This is a genomic window from Tenacibaculum sp. Ill (assembly GCF_051938915.1).
Classification (GTDB): Bacteria; Bacteroidota; Bacteroidia; order Flavobacteriales; family Flavobacteriaceae; genus Polaribacter; species Polaribacter larymnensis.
Genome location: NZ_JBPSCW010000002.1, coordinates 1,081,515 through 1,101,569 on the forward strand (window position 1 = coordinate 1,081,515; position 20,055 = coordinate 1,101,569).

A 20,055-nucleotide genomic window follows, 5' to 3' on the forward strand; every position below is an offset into this window, starting at 1 on the left:
AACTTTAATTAAGTAAAAGCATAGTGTTTTACCATTCTCTGATATTTCCTTGGTGCCAAAAATATCCACTCTTAGAATTGTTAGTTATTAAATTTCTAACATCTGTTGCAACATCATTAGGTTTTCTAGAAGCTTCATTTCCTCCCATATCGGTTTGTGTCCATCCAGGATCAAGAGCAGAAACAATTATCTGTTGTTTTTCGAGTCTTTTAGCTAATAGCTTTGTGTACATATTCAAAGCAGCTTTTGACATTTTATAATGAGGTTGAAATTCATCAAAATTCTTTTCGCTAAAAGAACCCCAGTCAGATGTAATATTAACTATTTGTCCACCTCTTTTAAAGTTAGTAATTAATTTTTCGGTTAATTCAATTGTTCCAAATAAATTTACATTAAACGTATGTTTTAATTGTTCAATGTTTATGGATGCATCATTCCAGTTTTCTAATAAGATACCAGCATTGTTAATAAGAAAGTCAATCTTAGTGTTTTCAATCTTTTTTATAAAATTATCTATGGAATCACTTTTTGAAAGATTTAGCTGATAGGCTTCAAAATTTGACTTTGTAATTGGAGAGTTTCCAGAAGTAGAGGTTCCAATAATTTTATAGTTGAGGTTTTCAGTTAATAGGTTAGCAATAGCAAATCCAATTCCTCTACTGCACCCAGTTATTATTCCAGTTTTCATTATCGGTTAGATTTATAAAGTGTTAGTGTATCAAACCTATTGAAAATTATGCCTATTAGGGAGGTAATAGCATAGTTATTTTATTGTCTTTTATAGCTTTTTCTTATAAAGATTAGTAAACTATGTTAAAGCAAAATCAATAATATTTTTAACGTGTATTTTGGTGGTGTCAAATACAGGAAATTCAAAATCGTTTTGTTCAATTAACATAGGAATTTCAGTACAACCTAAAATAATTCCTTCTGCTCCTTGTTCTATTAAATCATTTGCGTATCGTCTAAATTTTAGTTTAGATTGGTTGTTTACAATTCCTTTTCCAAGTTCATTTTTTACAATATGTTGTATTTCTTCAATGTCTTTTTTTTCAGATGGAATAATGGTTTCAATGTTGTTTTCTTTTAGTTTGTTTTTATAGAAGTCCATTTCCATTGTGAACTTTGTTCCTAATAATCCTACTTTACTCAGCTTTTCTTTTTTTATTTCTTTAGCAGTTGCTTCTGCAATATGGATAATAGGAATATTAATTTTTGATTGAATTTCATCAGCAAATAAATGTGCTGTATTTGCGCCTAAAACTATAGCATCTACACTACTAGATGCTAAGTTTGTACAGGCATTATAAATTAGATCAAAAGAGTTTGTCCATCCTTTGTTTTGAACATCTGAAAAGTTTAGTGAGTAAATTAAACATTCAGCAGAACTTAAGCCACCTAACCTTTGGTTGATTCCCTCATTTATGTATTTGTAATAATCTAAGGTTGAGGTCCAACTAATACCTCCTACTAATCCTATCTTTTTCATTTTTGTAGTTTAATTAGTTAGTCTACTTTTTTGAATACTAATAAGGTTTTATCAGGATTTAAAAGCGTTAGTCGGTTGTTTGCTATTTTATAAGAAATGGTACTTGCTAGGGCTTTAGTAAATTCTTGTTCTTTTTCGCCTCCTTTAAGGCATAACATTTCTGTTGAGGCAATATTAGTAAATCGAATTCTTTCTCTTTCAGAAAAAAGTTTACCTGTAACTCTGTTACACCCTGAAGTTCCCATAAAGGTGTTTTTTGCAGTGTTTATTTCTATATATGGTAATTCTTTTCCGAAATCTTCTTTACTAACTTTTACGCTATTTAATTCTTCTAATGCCCAGATATCGTGCAATCGATAGTTAGTGATGTATTGCCCACACCCTTCTAAGGTAGTGTAATCAGTATCTTTTCCTTTTTTATAGTTTATAGTTACCGAGTAAGGGAATGACTTACCAGACATAGCATTGATACATTCCATTTGATTAATTTGAATACGAACCTCAGCTAATTCAGTTTGTAAATTATACATTTTTACATTACTGTCTTGAGCATAGATAGGTTCTGTATGCGGTGTAAGAATAGAGTCTGAATCATGAAGTGTTTTTAGCTTAATCATGTTATCAGAAATGGTTAAGTTCCAAAAAGGTTCAACTCCATGTGCTTTGAAATAAGCATCAGTTATTGTTTTTTTCGAAGTTACAGTTGATATTTTTTGAACAGAATCAGTAGTAACTGTTTTGTTTATAGGAGTTTTTTTATCTTTTTTATTAGAACATGCTGAAATTGCTATGCAGGCACTAAGAAGTATAGGTATAAGGTTTTTCATAAGTAAGCTTGTTTTATAGTATGTTAAATATAGGGGAATATTTTAATATTTGTAATTGGTAAATATTGATGTTTTTAGTGTTTTTATGTTGTTGTTCAGTTGTTTATGCGTTGGTTGAGTGAGAGGTTTATTTGCTTTATAGTCTATATATTTTAAAATAGATGTATAGACTGTAAAAAGGTTGCGTTACTCCATAACTTTATCAATTATTTTGTTAGAAAGCTCGTTTAAATCACCTTGAGATTGATTATTAATACTATTTGTTACTAAAAAAATGCCAACTTTCTGGTTAGGGTAAAGAGCAGCCCAAGAAGAATGACCAAAAGTTCCGCCATTATGATAAAGCATTTTTTTGTAGCTATCATAATTATAAGTATTCCAAGCATAGGCTCTACCATGTTGGTTGTTGCCAGCTAACTTATTCATGGCTTGTTTTATAACTGGATCATTACTTTCTAAATACATTTTAAGGTAGTTTTGTATTGAGCTTGTAGAGGAAACCAAACTTCCTGCATGCTTGTAAAAACTGTTTATTAAAGGCATAGGTTGTTGTTCATTATTCATACCTTTTAAAACAGGAAGCTTGTTGTTTATGTTATAGCTTGTTTGTTGTTCTTTTGAGCGAAAGAAAACGTATTTTTCTAATAGTTCTTGAAAAGATAACTGATAAACGTTTTCTAATATATATCCAACAAGTTGTACTCCGGCATTTGAATAGTTATAATCTTTTCCGGTTGCGTGAGTTAGTTTTATGTTTTTTAATTTGGTAAAGAAATCTTCTTTGGTAAAAGACTCAAAACATTTAATTTGTTCTTCTACAGGAGCATTGTTGTCTGTACAATTAATGTTGAAAGGAAGTCCAGAAGTATGAGTTATTAAATGACGTAAGGTTATAGGAGCATTATTGTATAGTTTTAAGTTAGGGTAACTGTCATGTAGATATGTTTGTATGTTATTTTCAAGATTAACTTTTTTATCATAAACAGCTTGAGAAAGTAATAACCCTGTATAGGTTTTGGTTAAAGACCCTATTTCATATAGGGTTTCATTGGTTGCTTTACTTTTATCAATTAACTCACCGAAGTGAAATTGATGTGATACTCCATCTATGTATAGAACACAAGATAAAGAGGTATATGGAGGTTTTAAAAAATTATTCACCTCTTTGTTTACAATGTTGTTTATTTTCTCTGTAGTTAAAGGCTTAGTATTTTTTGAATTACAACTATTAAAAAGAATGAAAACTGTTAGAATGATTATTTTTTTCATTTTGTGCTGAGAGTTTTGTTATTAGAGGTAGTAGAATTAAAATTTAAGACAGAAATAGCTAAAAGAGCGTAAAAAAAAACTCACAATACTCTTAGGTATTGTAAGTTTTTAAATAGAAAAAGTTCACTTTTATTTTAACACAGTAAACTCTATGCTAGAGTCAGTAAATACTGAGTGTGTTTGTGTTTTAAAGTCTTTTTCGTCTGCCTTATAAATATTATCTACATAAGTTTGCGGATTCAAATCAATTAAAGGAAACCAAGTACTTTGTACTTGAATTTGTATTTTGTGTCCTTTTTTAAAGGTATGGAAAACATCTTGTAGTTTAATATTCACTGCTGTTTTCTTATTTGGAGTAAATGGTTCTGGATCTGAAAAACTGTTTCTAAAACGCCCACGCATTACTTCACTACGTACCATTAAATGATAGTTGCTCAGTTTTAAATGTGGTTGCATTTCTTTGTTGTCGTTTTTTAAATCAGCAGGATGCACATCAACAATCTTAACAATCCAATCGGCAGCAGAACCCGTGGTAGCTACTTGTAGTTTTGCTAAAATATCACCTGCAAGTGTAAAGTCTTCGGTTAAAACATCTGTTTCAAATACCAATACATCAGGTCTACGAGCAGCAAAACGTTGGTCATCTGTCATGTATTTACGTGGAGTGAATACTGTTTTTATGTCTTCTGAATAAGGTACAGGTCGCTTAATGTCACTAATAAAACTAACCTTGTTATTTCCTTTTTGAGTTGCTGTTAATTCTTGGTTTTCTGAAAGGAAAAATGTTTGTTTTTGAGCATTTTTTGGTGGCCATGCATCGTAAGATTTCCACGTTTTTTTACCTGTATCAAAAACATAAGCTTCTGGTAATCCTGAGTTTTTAGAACCATCATCTTTTAAGAAATGATTGAAGAATTTGGTTTCTACCTCTTTTTGAAATTTTAAAGAGATTGAATCTCCAAAGTAGTAGTTACCAACTTTGTTAGCTACTTTATTTCTAGACCATCCGCCATGATCCCAAGGTCCAAAAACGATTGTATTATAGTTGTTTGGTTGATTTTTTTCAATGTTTTTGTAAGTTTCTAATGGACCATATAAGTCTTCAGCATCAAATTCACCTCCAACAATCATCGTCGCTACAGTAGATGGAACCTTATCTAAATGTTGAATGATTCCTTTACTTTGCCATACTGAGTCGTAATTAGGGTGCTCTACAATTTCTTTCCAAAAGAAATCATCAATACGTTCTTTATTTTCAACAACTTTAGTGTCTAACTTATCGTACTGAAAATATTCGTTTAAGTTTTTAAGAGGTCCTTTATCTAAGAAAAACTGATATTGGTCTTGAGTTTTCATATCAGGAAATGAGTACCAAGCAGAATCGGTAGGTTGATCTTTGTATGTACCAAATAAAGAAATGGCTTTAAAGTAGCTCAATAAGAAAGCTCCGTTATGGTGGAAATCATCAAAAAAGAAATCTCCAATACAAGCTTGTGGTGAAGCTGCTTTTAAAGCTGGATGCGCATCAATGGTTGAAACAGTAGCGTAGTGACCAGGGTATGAAATTCCCCATGTACCTACCTTGCCATTATTGTTTGCTACATTATTAACTAACCAATCAATAGTGTCATAGGTATCTGTAGTTTCATCGGCTTGTTTTTCTGTTTTATTTGGAATGTAAGCACGCATGTTGTCGTATACTCCTTCACTCATCCAACGTCCACGAACATCTTGATATACGATAATATTACCCTCTTTCATTAAAACTGGGTTTGGACCAATTTTTTTTCTGAATTTATCTTCTCCATAAGGTTGACAACTATACGGAGTACGTTGTAACAAAATAGGGTAGGTTTTACTAGTGTCTTTTGGTGAGTAGATAGTGGCATGAAGTTTTACGCCATCTCTCATTGTAATTTTTACCTCTTTTTTAGTGTAATGGTCTTTTACGTAAGTGTTTTCTGTCTTTTCAGCTTTCTTTGCTGTTGTTTTTTTTGTGCAGCTAGCAAATGAGATTGCTAGTATAAATAATAAAAGTAAGTTTTTTTTCATTATAGTTTTTTAGTAGATGGAAGGTAAATGTAAAAAAAATAACAGCAACCTATTAGATTGCTGTTATTTAAGAAAAATTATTTATTTGGATTTAGAATAGTGTCTATTCTATCTACCGCATCTTGTAAATGGTAACGAGTTATCGTATTACGAGCAGAAGGAATACTTCTTTTAATGTCTCTTTGTAAACGTTTTAATTCTCCTCTTACTACAGGTTTAATATCTGATTGATTAATAGTAACGGCTGTTTGCTTAAAGTAACCTCTGTCGCTTTTAGCAGCTTTTTGATCTTTCGCTTTATTTAATAAAAAGTCTAATCTGTCTAAATGTGCACGTTGTAGGTTTCTACGATACGGATCTATAGTTTTGTTAGCATATACTTCACTCCAAATACCTTTGCGTAAATCTCCCATCATCTGAAGAAGCGTGTATGCTTTATTACCATTCAGCGTTTCGTTTTCAATCATACGTGTTAATCTTCCAGTTTTTAAAACTCTATTTAACGTTCGTACTTGTAAACCTCTAATACGCTCAATAACACCTGAGTGTTGTGTTTTACTAATAATGTTTTCGTCAATTAACCAATTTGGAGTTTTAAATAACTCATCATTTACAAATTGTAACGCTCTTTTTTGGTGTTCTTTTGGAACGTGAATGTATACAGCACCATCTTGATCGGCAGTTTTAAAGTATTCATATACACCACCAATATTAGAACTTACGTGTCCCATGTATCTGTTAAACTGTCCAACTACTTGTCCGTACATAGTTTTAAGTTCTTCGTAGGTTTCACCATCTTCGGTAGTCCACTCTTCTAAACGAGGTAAAATACGTTGTAGGTTTTTAATACCATAAGCACTCGCTTTCATAGCGTCATCTCCTAAGTCTTCTGTTTGTGAACTAGGATCAATAATGTTACGAACTTGTTGGTGTCCGAATCTGTAAACAGGATTTCCAGCTTTGTCTTTAATCCACTTATTTAATACAGATTTTTCTTCCTTAGCAGATTTATATAAGATTGGTCTGTAACCCCAATTGATAGCATACTTGTCGTAAGGACCAATATTAGGCATTAATGCCACACCTTTGTCTTCTGGTTGTGCTACGTAGTTAAAACGAGCATAATCCATAATTGAAGGAGCAGTTCCATTTTTCTTAGTGAATTCAGCTGAACGTAAAGAATCTACAGGATAAGCAACTGAGCTTCCCATGTTATGAGGGAGTCCTAGTGTATGTCCAACTTCGTGAGAAGAAACGAAACGAATAAGACATCCCATAATTTCATCTTTAAACTTATTTGTTCTTGCTTCTGGATTAATAGCTGCTGTTTGTACAAAATACCAGTTGTGTAATAAGGTCATTACATTGTGGTACCAGTTAATGTCTGATTCTAAAATCTCTCCAGAACGTGGATCACTAACGTGAGGTCCATTTGCATTTGGAATTGGAGATGCTAAGTAGCGAACTACAGAATAACGTACATCTTCAGGACTCCAATCTGGGTTTTCTTCTTTAGTAGGTGCATCTTTAGCTATAATAGCATTTTTAAATCCAGCAGCCTCAAAAGCAACTTGCCAATCTTCAATACCTTGTTTAATATATTTACGCCACTTTTTTGGTGTAGCTCTATCAATGTAGTATACAATTTGTTTCTTAGGTTCTACTAATTCACCTCTTTTAAACTTTTCAAGATCTTCATCTTTTACTTCTAAACGCCATCTGTCTAAGTAGGTAACTGATTTACTTTTCTGAGCATCTAAACCATAATCTGTTTGAGAACTAGTAAACCATCCAACACGCTCATCAAAATAACGTCTTTTCATAGGGGTTTTAGGAAGTAAAATCATAGAGTTACTTAACTCCATAGTTACAGAACCTACACTTGAATTTGAAGGCGGATTTCCCGCAACGTATGTTTTAACGTTTCTAACTTCTATGTTTTGAGGATAACTACTAATTCTATCTATATAAGACCTGCTTTTATCCATTTTAGAAATCTTATAGCGTTTTCTACTTCTTTGAGGGAAAGCAATTGCTTTTACATCACCTTCAAAAAGTGGACTAGCATCAATTACAGTAGCTGTTGAGTCTTTGCTAAATGCTTTGATTGGAAAGGCATATAAGATAGGTTCAAAATTAGAGTTTACAACGGCTTCGTGTACTGGTAAAATAGTGTCTGCTACAACATTGTGAGAAACTACTTTTAGTAAAATTTGTTTCTTGTTTTTTACCCAACGTAACACTTGTGTATTTTGTTTTCCACCTCCAAAACCAATTCCGCTAGCTGTTTTGGCTATTCTGGTAACCATTAGCATTTCTCGGTTTAGAAGAGAATCTGGAATTTCAAATAAATATTTAGAGTCTTTTGAGTGAACTTTAAACAAACCTTCGTCTGTTTTGTGTTTTTTGGTAACAACTTTTTCGTAAGGTTGTATACCGCCCTTTTTAGGTTTGTCTTTTTTAGTGGTAGTCTCTTTTTTCGTGTTTTTTTTCTTCTTTCGTTGTGCTTCTGCATTCAAAGAAACTCCTAAAGCAAGAAATACCACTAAAATAGTTGAAAGTATTTTTTTAGTCATTGTAAAAATTAATTGAATAAATAAGGGCGGAAATTAGTAAAACTACTTTCGGTATTATCTTAATTAATTGTTAAAGGGAAGTTAAACTAAATGGTGTGAGTAGTTTATACTTCATAATTCATATTAGGTGATAACTTAGTCGTTTTTTTACGCTCTATTTTTTTTCTTACTTTTTTTAAACCCTTGTTTACAACATCTTTCATTTTCTGTAGTTGTTCTTGTAAAGTTTCTTGAGTAAAAGTTTTAGGCTCTTTTTTTTCTAAAAGTTTATTAATTCTTTTAACTTGATTCTTTTTGTTGAAATCAACCAGTTTAAATTTCGCACCTGCAGAAAAAGCCCCCATTACAGCATTAGTTTCAACTAAATAAACTTTGTCAGCTTCTAAATTAGCTTCTAACACATCAATGTTTTCAGCTTTAATCCAAAATACTTTTTCTCCTGGATCACATTCATAACGTAAATAGTTAACACCATTAAATCTTCCTAGATATTCTTCTTTATCAAAATACCTAATGTTCATTAAAGCTCCTAAACCAGTCGTTCTTAGAAAGTAAATTACAGACTTTCCTTTAGCAGGAGGGATAATTTTTTCAGTTTGTATTTGAGAAAAGGCTTGAAGTGATAAAAATAATAGTAATAGAAAAGTAATGTTTTTTTTCATTTTGGGTTTTTATTTAAATTAATTAGGGAATAAATCTAGTTAAAAATTATGAGTTTATTTTTCTTGTTAGTTGTGTTTATAATGTAGTTTTCAGTTTTTTACTGTATTGTAGTGTAAATAAAACCCCGTACCTTTGCAGCGGCATGAGAATAAGACGACTTTCAGATTGGTTACCGACTACAAAAAAGGAGGTGAAGTTAAGAGGATGGGATGAATTAGATGTAATCCTATTTAGTGGAGATGCATACGTAGATCATCCATCATTTGGTCCTGCAGTAATTGGGCGTATTTTAGAGAGTTATGGCTTGCGTGTGGCAATTGTTCCGCAACCAAGTGTACATGACAATTTGCAAGATTTTGAGAAGTTAGGAACTCCAAGGTTATTCTTTGCAGTAACAGGTGGTTGTATGGATCCGATGGTAAGTAATTACACGGCTAGTAAACGTCGTCGTGATAAAGATGCCTACACTCCTAATGGAGATAAAGGGTTTAGACCTGATTATGCAACTTCAGTATATTCTAAAATCCTAAAAGAAAAGTTTCCAGATGTTCCTGTGTTAATTGGAGGAATAGAAGCTTCGCTACGTCGTGTTACGCATTACGATTACTGGTCTGATAAATTATTACCAACGATTTTAGAAACTTCTAAAGCCGATATGTTGGTATACGGAATGGGTGAGCAGCCACTAAGAGAAATTGTGGAGTTGTTGCAAAAAGGTGTGCCATTTTCGAGTTTAAAAACTATTAAACAGACAGCTGTTTTATTAGAAGAAGAAGAAAAAACTCCAAAAAATAAGAACTGGGACGATGTAGAAATTAGTTCGCATGAAGTTTGTTTGAAAGATAAGAAAGCTTATGCTTCTAACTTTAAAGTGATAGAGCAGGAGTCGAACAAATTATATGCACGTCGTATTTTTCAAAAGGTAGGAAATAAAAAACTGATGATTAATCCGCCGTTTCCAACAATGACAGAGGAAGAAATTGATGCTTCATTCGACTTGCCTTTTACACGATTACCACATCCAAAGTATAATAAACGTGGACCGATACCTGCGTTTGAAATGATTAAGTTTTCTATTAATATTCACCGTGGATGTTTTGGAGGATGTAGTTTTTGTACCATTTCAGCGCACCAAGGAAAGTTTATTGCAAGTAGGAGTCAAGAATCTGTTTTAAAGGAAGTAGATCAAGTTGCCCAAATGGATGACTTTAAAGGGTACTTATCTGATATTGGAGGACCATCGGCGAATATGTACAAAATGAAAGGTAAAGTACAATCGATTTGTGACAAGTGTGTTGCTCCGTCGTGTATTTCACCAGTAATTTGTAGTAATTTAGATACTTCACATAAACCATTAACTGAGTTATATCAAGCTGTTGATGCACATCCTAAGGTGAAAAAATCATTTATTGGAAGTGGTATTCGACACGATATGTTAGTGCCTGAATTCAATAAAAATGCAGACCCAAAGGAGTTAGATGCATATACTGAAGAGGTGATGACCAAACACGTTTCAGGTAGACTTAAAGTTGCTCCTGAGCATACATCTGATCCAGTATTAAAGTTAATGCGTAAGCCTTCGTTTAAGTATTTTCACTTATTTAAAGATAGGTTCGATCGTATTAATATTAAAAAGAAATTAAAACTTCAGTTAATACCTTACTTTATATCTAGTCATCCTGCTTGTGAGGCGGAAGATATGGCAAATTTAGCTGCTGAGACCAAAGATATGGGCTTCCAATTAGAGCAAGTACAAGGGTTTACACCAACACCGATGACGGTTGCTACGGTAATTTATTATAGTGGATACCATCCGTATACTTTAAAAGAAGTAAAAACTCCGAAAACTAAAAAGGAGAAGGAAGATCAACATAAATTTTTCTTTTGGTATAAAAAGGAAAACAAAAAGTGGATTAAAGATACATTGAACAAAGTTGGTCGTACTGATTTATTGAAAAAATTACTTCCAGAAGACACTTCTTGGCGAAAAAATAAAGCAGGAAAAGCAAAAAACACCTTTGATGATACTGTAACCTATAAGCCATTAAAACCTTCTAGAAGAAAGAATAAAGGTTTTAAAAAGAAGAGACGATAAAATAAAAAATCCGCTGTTAGGCGGATTTTTTTTATGCTTCGTTTTCCAAACGATTTCGTTTCATTTCAAAAGCTTCGGTAGCTTGTTTTATAATTTTTAAGGTGTCAGAAGCTCTTACCATTACATTTTCGAGTTCCTTGTCTAGATCTTTTGACTGAATATCGAATAGTTGAACCTCAACCATACCAATTTTTTCAATTAAACTTTTTTGCGTGTTTTTAATGTCTTCCATTTTAACTAAAACCGCATTCATTGTATCTAATCTTTTCTGTTCTTGATCTGTCATAAGTTTCTTTTTTAGTTGCATTTAAGATATGAAAAAATCAAGAGTTAAGCAAATTGAATGGTTTTTAATGTGTTGATATTTAGTGTTTTTAGTAGGTGTTCTAATAAAAAAAGCAGGAGTTTAACTCCTGCTTTTTAATACTATTCTGTAAGCTCTAACACACTGTTTTTTGTACGAAGTCTTATTTCACTTAGTTTTTCATCAACTAACAATTTTCCGTCTTTAAAAACTTCTCGTAACTCGCCTTTTTGTTCTTCATCCCAGCTTACCTGATCGTTGAGTTTGTATTCTCCATCTTCTAAAGTTATTTTTAATAACCCTTTGGCAGATTTTTTAGTTCCGTCATCGGTAATTGGATCTTTAAAAATTTCTCTTCCCTCTCTATCTACTTCTCCGTAGGTAGCTTTCATGGCAAATCCAAAAGTATCTCTGGTGTTGTATTGATAAGTGAAAGAACCAATTCCTAGTACTACATTAGTAGAAGCAAATCCTTTTTGTTTTAAGCGTTCACAAATTTGTGTTGCTCTTTCAAGGGTAATACTATCGCCATAAATAGCTCCGATATGACTGTCTAGTTCTTTGTATCCTTTTGTATTGGTTGTTCCTCCAAAAACTTCCCAAAGTAGTTGTATAACTCCTTTTTGTTCTTCTTCAGTTTTACCGTTAGGATTTCCACAAATAATATCCACTGGATCCCCGCTATCTGGTCTAATTACTACTTTCCCATCTCTAGCCAATACTTCTTCTTTTAGATTCGGTAAATATTCGGTAAGAACCTTCCATAAATCCCAAGTATCAGAAACTATTGAAACAATACCGTTTGGATATACTTCAGTAATTAATCTTTTAAAAGTTTCTTCTTCACCGCTGTTAGTTCCCATACACATTACAGAGTGTTCAGTTGCCGCAACAGAACCTCCAATTAATTCGTTGTTAGAATCTGCATTGTAATATTTTTCTAAAAAGTCTACGGCTGGTATAGTATCTGTTCCAGTAAAACTTAATAGGTGACCAGCAGCACTCATTTCAGCAGCTTCTAAACCAGCCATTCCTCTCATAGAAAAGTCGTGTCCTTGCCAATCTACCATTTCAGGAACAGATGAGGTTTCTTGTGCGTATTTGTCTAATATTTTTCTGTACTGTTTTGCAATGGTTGCAGAATTACATGGTAACCAAACAGTGGTTGATAATAAAGTTTCAAAATAGTTGGTTAGCCAAAAGAACTCTGGCAATGTATTATACATGGTAAACATTGGTACTCTGATAGGAACTTCTACACCCTCTGGTAATGCTTTAAAAGTCATAGGAATGTATCCTAAATCGTGTAATGCTGCAATATGTTCAATACCTACTGAGTTTTCACCTAAATAGTTATTAATTCTTCTACTGTATTGTTTGCAAATTTCTTCTTTTGGTTTGTTAAAGAAGTTGGTTTGGAATTCTTCAATTATATATTTTTTGATGAAGTATTGCAGCCCAAAAAAAACAACCTTCTCAACTCCTTGAATTCTACTTTTTCTTGGGGTCCAGTTTGAATATACTAACGTGGTATTGTTAGGGTATTGTCTTCTGTGGTCTACTTTATAACCGTCTGTATATAATAATGGATTCATAGTTTGTTATTTTATTTGTGTCAAATTTACGCAAATTAAAATAAACTGACAATTAATTTTTTAAAATTTTAGTTTAGATTTTTTAAATATTGACTAAAAAGATTAGATATTTCTTTTATATATTTTTTGCCCTCAACATTTTCTATCATAAAACTAGGAAGGCTTTCAACTCCATACAATCCTGAGTTAATTCCAGTTGTTATAGATGCTACAGAGTCAACATCACCTCCAAGTAAAACAGATTTCTTAAGAGCGTCAAAAGCACTTGTACTATTTTTTAAGATATATAGAACACAACCTGTGGTGTATTTTGAATCTGATGGCATACCGTTAATCCCATCCAAAAAATATGGTTTTCTTATGGGTTGATGTCCGCACAATGTTTCGTAATTACTCTTAGTTAATATCTCATTTGATTTTATCTTGTCAACAGAGGTAAGGTAACTTTTATATTCACTATTTAGATTTACTTTTTCTATACAGTATTTAATGAGGTTTTCTTTATTTCCTTTTTTTACAAGTAAGTACTCAGTAGCTCTTGCAATGCATTGACTACTAAGTATGGCATTTATATTAGGGTGTGTTGCATTAGCATTAATTTCTGCATATTTATTAATGAGATTTGAAGGGATAAAGCCTAATGGAACTGATCTCATAGCAGGAGCATTTCCAGGATTTGGCCTATTTTTTTGAAAGTTTTTAATTTCTTCAATTGTCATTTCTCCAGAGAAAAACCATCTCATAGATCCATGACCATTTCTGCCGTGGCCTTTTTCATGTTTCCCTTTGTTGTATTCATCTTCCCATTTCTCTATTAATAAATTTTCATTAAACTCTTTTTTTGAATAGAGAGCTTTTATGAGTCCAATTGTCATTTCTGTATCATCTGTGTATTGCCAATCGTAATAATTTTCTGTAAAAGCACTTAACTTATCAGTTGAGACCTTAATTAAATGGCGTACGTTGATGAACTTGGTAAAATCTACATTTTTTTGAATCCAATTTCTATCTTGAAATTCTAAACCAGCGCCGAAAGCGTCTCCTATAGCTATACCCAGTAAAACATTGTATAAATTCACAATCTTATGTTTAATTATATCCAAACTTTTGTAGTCAAATGCTTATGAATTTTTGTTTAATAAATCTCTAACTTCCATTAAGGCATAACCTAACAAATTGTGTCCTTTCCATAAGTTAGGGTTTGAAACATCAGGATTGTCAGCAGCCATACCAATTCCCCATATAGAGTCTACAGGACTAGCTTCTACAATAATTCTATCTTTTGTATTTAATAAAAACTCTTTTAAGTCTTTATTTTGAGAGAATTTAGCGTAGTTGGCTTTTACGACAATTTCGAATTTGTGTTGATCCCATACTTCAGGAGAAAAGTTTTTAACCTTCCGTCCTAGTTTTTTTACTTGATGAGGTGTATTAACAGAAAGGATTTCTTGTAATGTTTCTTCATCATTAAACACTTTTGCTTTACCTGCCATCATATAATGTTCAGCAGTAGGGTAGGTAATACCATTGATTTCAAAAGAAGATTTCCACCACTGGCTGAAACAGCTTTTACCGACGCTTCCATCTTTGTTGGGTTGATGTCCCCAAAAGAAGAGGAATTTTAAAGATTCGTTGTTGTTGTAACGTGTTATTATTGTTTTGTTATTATATTTCATAATATTATTATATAAGATGAGTTTATGAAGAAGTCTTAATTCCTTCCTTTTTCATTTGAATACAAAGTTTTTACTTGGTCACTTTGCCAAAACTCTTTGCTGTCGATATCCATAATTGTTAGAGTTCCTGTAAAGGCAGCTCCTGTATCAATATTCCATAAGTTTAAAGCGTTTATAGGTGTTGATGAATTATAGCGTATAGTTGGTGTGTGACCAATGTATATTTCTGAATAGTGTGTGAACCTCTCAGGATATAGTTCAGATTTTTCAGATAAGTTTTTATCAGTAGCTAAAGCAGTTTCCCATAAGGTTCTATCAAAATGATAATTCAATTTGAAAGTCTCTTTTTCAACTCCATGCATAGAAGTGAATCCAGCATGTATAAACAAACGATTTTTACTATCGATATGGTAAGGTTTCATTTGTTGAAAAAATGCCAGATGTTCATGTTTTTGTTCTTCTGAATAAGATTCGTAACTCTTTTTGGTTTCTTTTCCACCATGTACTAACCAAATGGTTTCATCTTCACCAGTTTTTAACCAATCTTCACACCATAAATCATGATTTCCTTTAATGAAAATACATTTATGCTTTTTGTTTAACTCTATTAAAAAATCAATGACTTGTGCAGACTCACTCCAGCCGTCTACATAGTCACCAAGAAAAATCAGTGTATCTTTTGGAGTAACTTTTGCTTTTTCTAAAACTTGAGGAATAGCTTTTAATCCCCCATGAATATCGCCTATGACAAATGTTTTCATATCTATTTTAAATCTTCAAAATCAATAAATTCAGCCGGGACAAGGTTGGTTAACCAAACTCCATTTCTTTTTGTGTTTTTCTCATTCATAGCTTAATAAGTTTTTATATATCGTGTAGTTTTCATTATCAAAACACACAAAAATTATTTCATCTAATATTGGAGTACTTTTTATTGTTGAAAGAGCTACTTCAGCTGCTACTTGTTCAGGAAAGCGATAAATCCCTGTACTAATGCAAGGAAAAGCGATGGAATACAAATTGTTTTCTTTAGCAAGCAACAGACTGTTTTTATAACAGTTGGCTAATAATTCTTTCTCGTTGTTTTTTCCTTCTTGGTACACAGGGCCAACAGTATGAATAACTTTTTTAGCAGGAAGATTTCCAGCAGTTGTAATTACAGCTTCCCCAGTTTTACATTTACCTTGTTTGTTCCTAATTTGTTGGCATTCTTCTAAAATAGAAGAACCGCCTGCTCTGTGTATAGCTCCATCGACACCACTTCCTCCTAATAAACTTGAATTAGCAGCATTAACTATAACGTCAACTCTTACTTTTGTAATATCTCCTTTTATAATCTTAATTGTCATAGTTGTATTTTTTAGCAAATTGTTGACTTAGGAGAATAATATCATCTTTTCTTACCAACGAATCTATCCACTCTTGAGGTATATTATCTATTCCATAGTACATACCAGCAATAGCTCCAACTACAGTAGCTGTTGTATCAGTATCATCACCTAAATTTACAGCTTTTAAAACTGCTTCGCTATAATTAGAAGTGTTGAGTAAAGACCAAAGCGAAGCTTCTAATGTATGAATAACGTAACCACTAGAATTAATGTCATTTTCTTTTAAATTTGATATATTTTGCTTTAAAATTCTTGAAAAATGATTTTGCTCGTAAGAAGAAATATTTCTTTCTGTTAAAAAGAAATTAACTTCATTTTGCATTTTTTTATAAGAATCTATAATTGAAAATCCATTTAAAATATATTCAGCTAATTTTAAATAAATTAAACAAGCTATTGCTGACCTTATGTGGGGATGTGTTAGTGATGATACATGCCAAATGATATTAAATTGGTCATTTATTTTTTTTCCCTGTATGTAAAAAAGTAAAGGAATAATTCTCATTAATGAACCATTACCATTTGTATATTCATCATCAGAATATTTTAAAATTTCTAGTTCTTTATAGTCTTTTTTATTTATGATTTTTGAAAGTTGTTCAATCGCTTTTCGTGTTTGGATTCCAATATCAAAAACATTACCGTGTGGAGTCCATATCTCAGCATTCATCCATTGGATAAATTTATATGAAATATTCACTAAATCGTACCCTTGACATAAACTCTCAGCTAAACAAAAAGTAAGAGAACTATCATCAGACCATGTTCCTTTTGGTTGATGATGTGTTCCAAACTCTCTCATAGTTGTTACAGGGTTTTGCTTTAACTCCTGTCTATTTTTAAATTCTACTGGTACCCCTAGGGCATCAGCCACTGCCAATCCAATAAATGTTGATTTTATAATGTTTTTTTTCATAGCAATTTTTTGGTTTTTATAGCAATTTTCCCAGTTCAATCTGTATACAATTATCGATTTCTATAGTTTTAAAACTATCTGTTGTAAAAATTTTGGTGAAGTGTTTTTCAAGTTCATCAAACCCTTTACTAAATATTCCGTGACTTATCGCTAAGTATAAGTTTCCTGCATTCTTAGCTTTTAGTTCTTTAGCTAGCCCTAAAAAAGTACCCCCTCCATCACAAATATCATCCACAATTAAACAATCTTTTCCTTGTAGGTCATCAGCATATACTTTGAAGCCTGTTAGTTGACCAGTCTTTACATTTCGGCTTTTTGAACACTCTACTACTTCATAATTTTGAAGATAAGCAGCAACTTTATAAATCTTTTTTAAAGCGCCTCCGTCTGGTGAAATTAGAAGTAAGTTGTCTGATAATTGTTCTGTAATATGCTCTATGAACTTGTGGTTATCGATAACTTTACAGTTATTCAATAGGGCAGGAGTTACTTCAGAATGTGGGTCTAAAACAGTTACCGACTCAAAGTTTTGTGCATTTATAATATCTGCATATACTTTTACCGATAAAGGTTCACCTGATACCATTAATCTGTCTTGACGTGCAGCAGGAAAATAAGGAAGTACAACATGTAGTTTTTTTATTCCCATATTTTTGAGCGCATTGGTAGCTAATAATAACATACCCATGTCATTAAAAGATTGAATGCGATGTGTAATCGTTACTTCTACTACATTTTCAAGTTTAGAAATGATTTTAATATGCGGTTCTCCTCCTGAAAAAGTAAAGAAATTATAGTCTATATTGTTTTCTGTTCTGTAAGGAGTAAAGTTTTTATCTAAGTTTAAAATCATATTGCGTAATTTTTACACAAATATAATTCAGTTTTTTAAAATAAAAAATGTTTTAGTGTTTTTTTTACGCAAACTTAATTTCGAAGTGGAATCCTTTCTTTTCTAGTTCTTTGTATTTTTTAGCATTAAACTTAAAAAGTTTCGCAGGTCTACCACTGGAGGGCTGGTGTATTTTGTCTGTTTCAGTAAGTATTCCGAAACTCATAATTTTCTTTCTAAAATTACGGCGGTCAATTTTTTGGTCAAGAATAGTTTGATAAAGGTTTTCTAAGTCAGAAAAAGGGAATTCTTTTTTTAGTAATTCAAACCCAATAGGTTGGTAGTTTATTTTGTTTTGAAGTCTTTGTAAAGCCGTGGTTAAAATAAGGTTGTGGTCAAACGCTAATTTGGGTAGTTCATGAATAGGGAACCATTGCACTTCAGCAGCGTCTGTATTTGCACTGATTTTAAAATGATTGGGGCTCACTAATCCAAAATAAGTAACAGAAATAACTCTATTTCTTGGGTCTCTTTTTGGAGTTCCAAAAGTATACAGCTGTTCAAGATAATCAATAGTTACTCCAGTTTCTTCTAATAGTTCTCTTTCAACAGCATGTTCTAGTGATTCGTTTTCTAAAACTAATCCACCAGGTAATGCCCAAGCTCCTTTAAAAGGTTCAATTCCTCTTTTTATTAATAAGACGGAGAGCTCTTTTTGTTGATAGCCAAAAACAACAGCATCTACAGCAACTTTTATATTTTGTGATATCTTCATTTAGTGTTGAATTTACACAAATTTACAAAAGTTTTAAAAAACTACTGATTCTTATTTTTAAACTTTGAAGTTAGCTTACGTAAAGGTGTTTTTTGATTGTCTTTTTGCAATGTAAACTGTACAATTTTAGCGGTAAAGGCAACAAAAGTTCCAATAGACAGAAAAGTGTAAATAATAGTAAATATTTTGCTAATATTATGAGTAGGGACAAAATCTCCATAACCTACGGTTGCCATCGTCATTACAGAAAAGTATAAGGAGTCTACAACTTCCCAATGTTCAATTTTGTTATAAAATATGGTAGAACTCGTTAATAGAATTGAAAGGAAAAAGAATAAATATCTAAATTCAGTATCTTTTTTGATACCTATAAAAACAAGTTTACAAAAGCGATAAAAGTTGATAAAGAACGAAATCATAATTAAAAAATAAGTTAGAAGAAAAGTTGAATATATAACTTACTTACAAACTTTACAATCTTCTTTGTCTTGAATTTCACCTACTAATTTTCCTTCTTCGTTAAGTGAAAATCCACAGCAATCCATAAAACCTTGAGCAATTAGTTTTCGAGCACGTTGAATTTGAGATTTTGTAGTAGGTAAATTTTGTTTTAAAGTATTAGCGACTTCTTGTTGTTTTAAGCCTTTTATGTCTGATAAAAACAGCGGATCTCTATATTTTTTTGGCAAATCTTGTATGATTGCACGAAGACAATCTTTTTCTGTATGTTCGTGTTCTTTTGTGTCTGTTTGTGCTTCGGAATTTTTCAATTCAACTGTTTGATTAGTGCTTTTGAAGTAATCCATCATAGTATTACGAGCAATTGTAAAAATCCACGGTTTTAATTTAGTAATATCCTTTAGGGTATGAAGTTTCGTATGAACTTTAATAAATGTTTCTTGTAGCAAATCATCAGTCACAGTAATGTCTTTCACTTTACTTAAAATAAAGTGCTTTACATCATCTGCGTATTTTTTCCAAACTTGTTGCGTTGTCATCCTATAAATTTACGAAAAATGCCACGCTGAATAAAAAGAATATTTTGTTTTCATTGTATTCAGAGTGACAAGAATTTTAAAAGTTGATTTAATTAACAGTTACAGTTGTTACATGTGCAGTTTTCACATGTGCAATTTGAGCAGTCACCTGTTTTACATCCTTCGCAAGTACAAGTACATTGATTTTTATTTTTCATGATATTATCTGTTTTTTGTTTTCATATAACAGACAAAAAAAAGTGTAAAAAGATGCATTTATTGTCAAAAATATTTTTGAAGTTCTTTTCTAACAGGAATAGGTTTAATTGCAGATATGTTAGAGCCACCTGTATTTCCTGTAGGTACCCAAATTAAAGTAAATAAAATTGAAGCTATAATTCTGAAAAATTGACCAACAATTTCTTTAAGACTATATGTTTTTATTCCGTAGACTAACATCCAGTAATGAGATAAAGTGTGCCTGTAAACATGTTTTTGTCCTAAAATATGAGCATTCTCTAAATGATAAAAAGACACCTGAAAGTGTTTACTTTTAAGTGCCTTTTTAGCTAAAGTTAATTGTTTGTAAAATTGTTGTTTTCGTTCTAGTTGTGTCAT

20 protein-coding genes are annotated in these 20,055 nt (G+C 31.8%); 1 reads left to right on the plus strand and 19 read right to left on the minus strand.

The window, feature by feature from the left end; genetic code table 11:
- Positions 1–28: 28 nt before the first annotated feature.
- The 7 genes from ACTPNM_RS05155 to ACTPNM_RS05185 form a co-directional block, all read right to left on the minus strand.
- On the minus strand, positions 29–688 hold the full coding sequence (locus ACTPNM_RS05155; RefSeq protein WP_440120880.1) for an SDR family NAD(P)-dependent oxidoreductase: 660 nt from the start codon (positions 686–688) through the stop codon (positions 29–31).
- Between the two features lie 120 nt (positions 689–808).
- A complete protein-coding gene (locus ACTPNM_RS05160) occupies positions 809–1,489 on the minus strand; it encodes an aspartate/glutamate racemase family protein (RefSeq protein ID WP_440120881.1) in 681 nt (226 codons plus the stop codon).
- A gap of 17 nt (positions 1,490–1,506) precedes the next feature.
- Positions 1,507–2,316 (minus strand): META domain-containing protein, encoded by an 810-nt coding sequence (locus ACTPNM_RS05165; RefSeq protein WP_440120882.1) that lies wholly within the window; start codon positions 2,314–2,316, stop codon positions 1,507–1,509.
- A 186-nt stretch (positions 2,317–2,502) separates the two neighbouring features.
- On the minus strand, positions 2,503–3,585 hold the full coding sequence (locus ACTPNM_RS05170) for a serine hydrolase domain-containing protein (RefSeq protein ID WP_440120883.1): 1,083 nt from the start codon (positions 3,583–3,585) through the stop codon (positions 2,503–2,505).
- Positions 3,586–3,714: 129 nt separating this feature from the next.
- Positions 3,715–5,637, minus strand: coding sequence for a CocE/NonD family hydrolase (locus ACTPNM_RS05175; RefSeq protein ID WP_440120884.1), 1,923 nt, complete (start codon positions 5,635–5,637; stop codon positions 3,715–3,717).
- Between the two features lie 77 nt (positions 5,638–5,714).
- A complete protein-coding gene (locus ACTPNM_RS05180) occupies positions 5,715–8,213 on the minus strand; it encodes a zinc-dependent metalloprotease (RefSeq protein WP_440120885.1) in 2,499 nt (832 codons plus the stop codon).
- A gap of 104 nt (positions 8,214–8,317) precedes the next feature.
- Positions 8,318–8,875, minus strand: a complete 558-nt coding sequence (locus ACTPNM_RS05185; protein ID WP_440120886.1) for a hypothetical protein — start codon at positions 8,873–8,875, stop codon at positions 8,318–8,320.
- Between the two features lie 143 nt (positions 8,876–9,018).
- Between ACTPNM_RS05185 and ACTPNM_RS05190 the strand changes: the two genes are divergently transcribed.
- The gene (locus ACTPNM_RS05190; protein WP_440120887.1) at positions 9,019–10,971 is read left to right on the plus strand and encodes a YgiQ family radical SAM protein; all 1,953 of its coding nucleotides are present in this window, start codon (positions 9,019–9,021) and stop codon (positions 10,969–10,971) included.
- Positions 10,972–11,002: 31 nt separating this feature from the next.
- Here the strand turns inward: ACTPNM_RS05190 and ACTPNM_RS05195 are convergent, their stop codons facing one another.
- The 12 genes from ACTPNM_RS05195 to ACTPNM_RS05250 all read right to left on the minus strand — a co-directional run bounded on the left by ACTPNM_RS05195 (position 11,003) and on the right by ACTPNM_RS05250 (position 20,055).
- On the minus strand, positions 11,003–11,257 hold the full coding sequence (locus ACTPNM_RS05195; protein ID WP_440120888.1) for a hypothetical protein: 255 nt from the start codon (positions 11,255–11,257) through the stop codon (positions 11,003–11,005).
- 140 nt (positions 11,258–11,397) lie between these two features.
- Positions 11,398–12,870 (minus strand): nicotinate phosphoribosyltransferase, encoded by a 1,473-nt coding sequence (locus tag ACTPNM_RS05200; RefSeq protein WP_440120889.1) that lies wholly within the window; start codon positions 12,868–12,870, stop codon positions 11,398–11,400.
- Positions 12,871–12,938: 68 nt separating this feature from the next.
- Positions 12,939–13,949, minus strand: a complete 1,011-nt coding sequence (locus ACTPNM_RS05205) for an ADP-ribosylglycohydrolase family protein (protein WP_440120890.1) — start codon at positions 13,947–13,949, stop codon at positions 12,939–12,941.
- 42 nt (positions 13,950–13,991) lie between these two features.
- On the minus strand, positions 13,992–14,546 hold the full coding sequence (locus ACTPNM_RS05210) for an NADAR family protein (protein ID WP_273694862.1): 555 nt from the start codon (positions 14,544–14,546) through the stop codon (positions 13,992–13,994).
- A gap of 35 nt (positions 14,547–14,581) precedes the next feature.
- Positions 14,582–15,307 carry a metallophosphoesterase gene (locus ACTPNM_RS05215; protein ID WP_440120891.1) on the minus strand — a complete coding sequence of 242 codons (726 nt, stop codon included), beginning with the start codon at positions 15,305–15,307 and terminating at the stop codon, positions 14,582–14,584.
- 81 nt (positions 15,308–15,388) lie between these two features.
- Positions 15,389–15,895 carry an O-acetyl-ADP-ribose deacetylase gene (locus tag ACTPNM_RS05220; protein WP_440120892.1) on the minus strand — a complete coding sequence of 169 codons (507 nt, stop codon included), beginning with the start codon at positions 15,893–15,895 and terminating at the stop codon, positions 15,389–15,391.
- Complete coding sequence (locus ACTPNM_RS05225) at positions 15,885–16,853, minus strand: ADP-ribosylglycohydrolase family protein (protein WP_440120893.1); 969 nt, start codon at positions 16,851–16,853, stop codon at positions 15,885–15,887. The genes ACTPNM_RS05220 and ACTPNM_RS05225 overlap by 11 nt, the downstream gene beginning before the upstream one ends.
- Before the next feature lie 16 nt (positions 16,854–16,869).
- Entirely contained in the window at positions 16,870–17,706 is an 837-nt protein-coding gene (gene prs, locus ACTPNM_RS05230) for a ribose-phosphate diphosphokinase (RefSeq protein WP_440120894.1), read from the minus strand.
- A gap of 64 nt (positions 17,707–17,770) precedes the next feature.
- A complete protein-coding gene (locus ACTPNM_RS05235) occupies positions 17,771–18,460 on the minus strand; it encodes an NUDIX domain-containing protein (protein ID WP_415269209.1) in 690 nt (229 codons plus the stop codon).
- A 41-nt stretch (positions 18,461–18,501) separates the two neighbouring features.
- On the minus strand, positions 18,502–18,879 hold the full coding sequence (locus tag ACTPNM_RS05240; protein ID WP_440120895.1) for a potassium channel family protein: 378 nt from the start codon (positions 18,877–18,879) through the stop codon (positions 18,502–18,504).
- A gap of 39 nt (positions 18,880–18,918) precedes the next feature.
- Positions 18,919–19,458, minus strand: coding sequence for a sigma-70 family RNA polymerase sigma factor (locus tag ACTPNM_RS05245; protein ID WP_440120896.1), 540 nt, complete (start codon positions 19,456–19,458; stop codon positions 18,919–18,921).
- Positions 19,459–19,719: 261 nt separating this feature from the next.
- Positions 19,720–20,055 (minus strand): DUF3703 domain-containing protein, encoded by a 336-nt coding sequence (locus ACTPNM_RS05250; RefSeq protein WP_440120897.1) that lies wholly within the window; start codon positions 20,053–20,055, stop codon positions 19,720–19,722.

Bases quoted from the DNA above. Each gene is read 5' to 3' on its own strand.
- ACTPNM_RS05195 (WP_440120888.1), bottom strand. From the start codon at position 11,257: ATGACAGATCAAGAACAGAAAAGATTAGATACAATGAATGCGGTTTTA.
- ACTPNM_RS05210 (WP_273694862.1), bottom strand. From the start codon at position 14,546: ATGAAATATAATAACAAAACAATAATAACACGTTACAACAACAACGAA.
- ACTPNM_RS05245 (WP_440120896.1), bottom strand. From the start codon at position 19,458: ATGACAACGCAACAAGTTTGGAAAAAATACGCAGATGATGTAAAGCAC.
- ACTPNM_RS05180 (WP_440120885.1), bottom strand. From the start codon at position 8,213: ATGACTAAAAAAATACTTTCAACTATTTTAGTGGTATTTCTTGCTTTA.
- ACTPNM_RS05250 (WP_440120897.1), bottom strand. From the start codon at position 20,055: ATGACACAACTAGAACGAAAACAACAATTTTACAAACAATTAACTTTA.
- ACTPNM_RS05235 (WP_415269209.1), bottom strand. From the start codon at position 18,460: ATGAAGATATCACAAAATATAAAAGTTGCTGTAGATGCTGTTGTTTTT.
- ACTPNM_RS05185 (WP_440120886.1), bottom strand. From the start codon at position 8,875: ATGAAAAAAAACATTACTTTTCTATTACTATTATTTTTATCACTTCAA.
- ACTPNM_RS05225 (WP_440120893.1), bottom strand. From the start codon at position 16,853: ATGAAAAAAAACATTATAAAATCAACATTTATTGGATTGGCAGTGGCT.
- ACTPNM_RS05165 (WP_440120882.1), bottom strand. From the start codon at position 2,316: ATGAAAAACCTTATACCTATACTTCTTAGTGCCTGCATAGCAATTTCA.
- ACTPNM_RS05220 (WP_440120892.1), bottom strand. From the start codon at position 15,895: ATGACAATTAAGATTATAAAAGGAGATATTACAAAAGTAAGAGTTGAC.
- ACTPNM_RS05200 (WP_440120889.1), bottom strand. From the start codon at position 12,870: ATGAATCCATTATTATATACAGACGGTTATAAAGTAGACCACAGAAGA.
- ACTPNM_RS05155 (WP_440120880.1), bottom strand. From the start codon at position 688: ATGAAAACTGGAATAATAACTGGGTGCAGTAGAGGAATTGGATTTGCT.
- prs (WP_440120894.1), bottom strand. From the start codon at position 17,706: ATGATTTTAAACTTAGATAAAAACTTTACTCCTTACAGAACAGAAAAC.
- ACTPNM_RS05240 (WP_440120895.1), bottom strand. From the start codon at position 18,879: ATGATTTCGTTCTTTATCAACTTTTATCGCTTTTGTAAACTTGTTTTT.
- ACTPNM_RS05175 (WP_440120884.1), bottom strand. From the start codon at position 5,637: ATGAAAAAAAACTTACTTTTATTATTTATACTAGCAATCTCATTTGCT.
- ACTPNM_RS05215 (WP_440120891.1), bottom strand. From the start codon at position 15,307: ATGAAAACATTTGTCATAGGCGATATTCATGGGGGATTAAAAGCTATT.
- ACTPNM_RS05170 (WP_440120883.1), bottom strand. From the start codon at position 3,585: ATGAAAAAAATAATCATTCTAACAGTTTTCATTCTTTTTAATAGTTGT.
- ACTPNM_RS05190 (WP_440120887.1), top strand. From the start codon at position 9,019: ATGAGAATAAGACGACTTTCAGATTGGTTACCGACTACAAAAAAGGAG.
- ACTPNM_RS05160 (WP_440120881.1), bottom strand. From the start codon at position 1,489: ATGAAAAAGATAGGATTAGTAGGAGGTATTAGTTGGACCTCAACCTTA.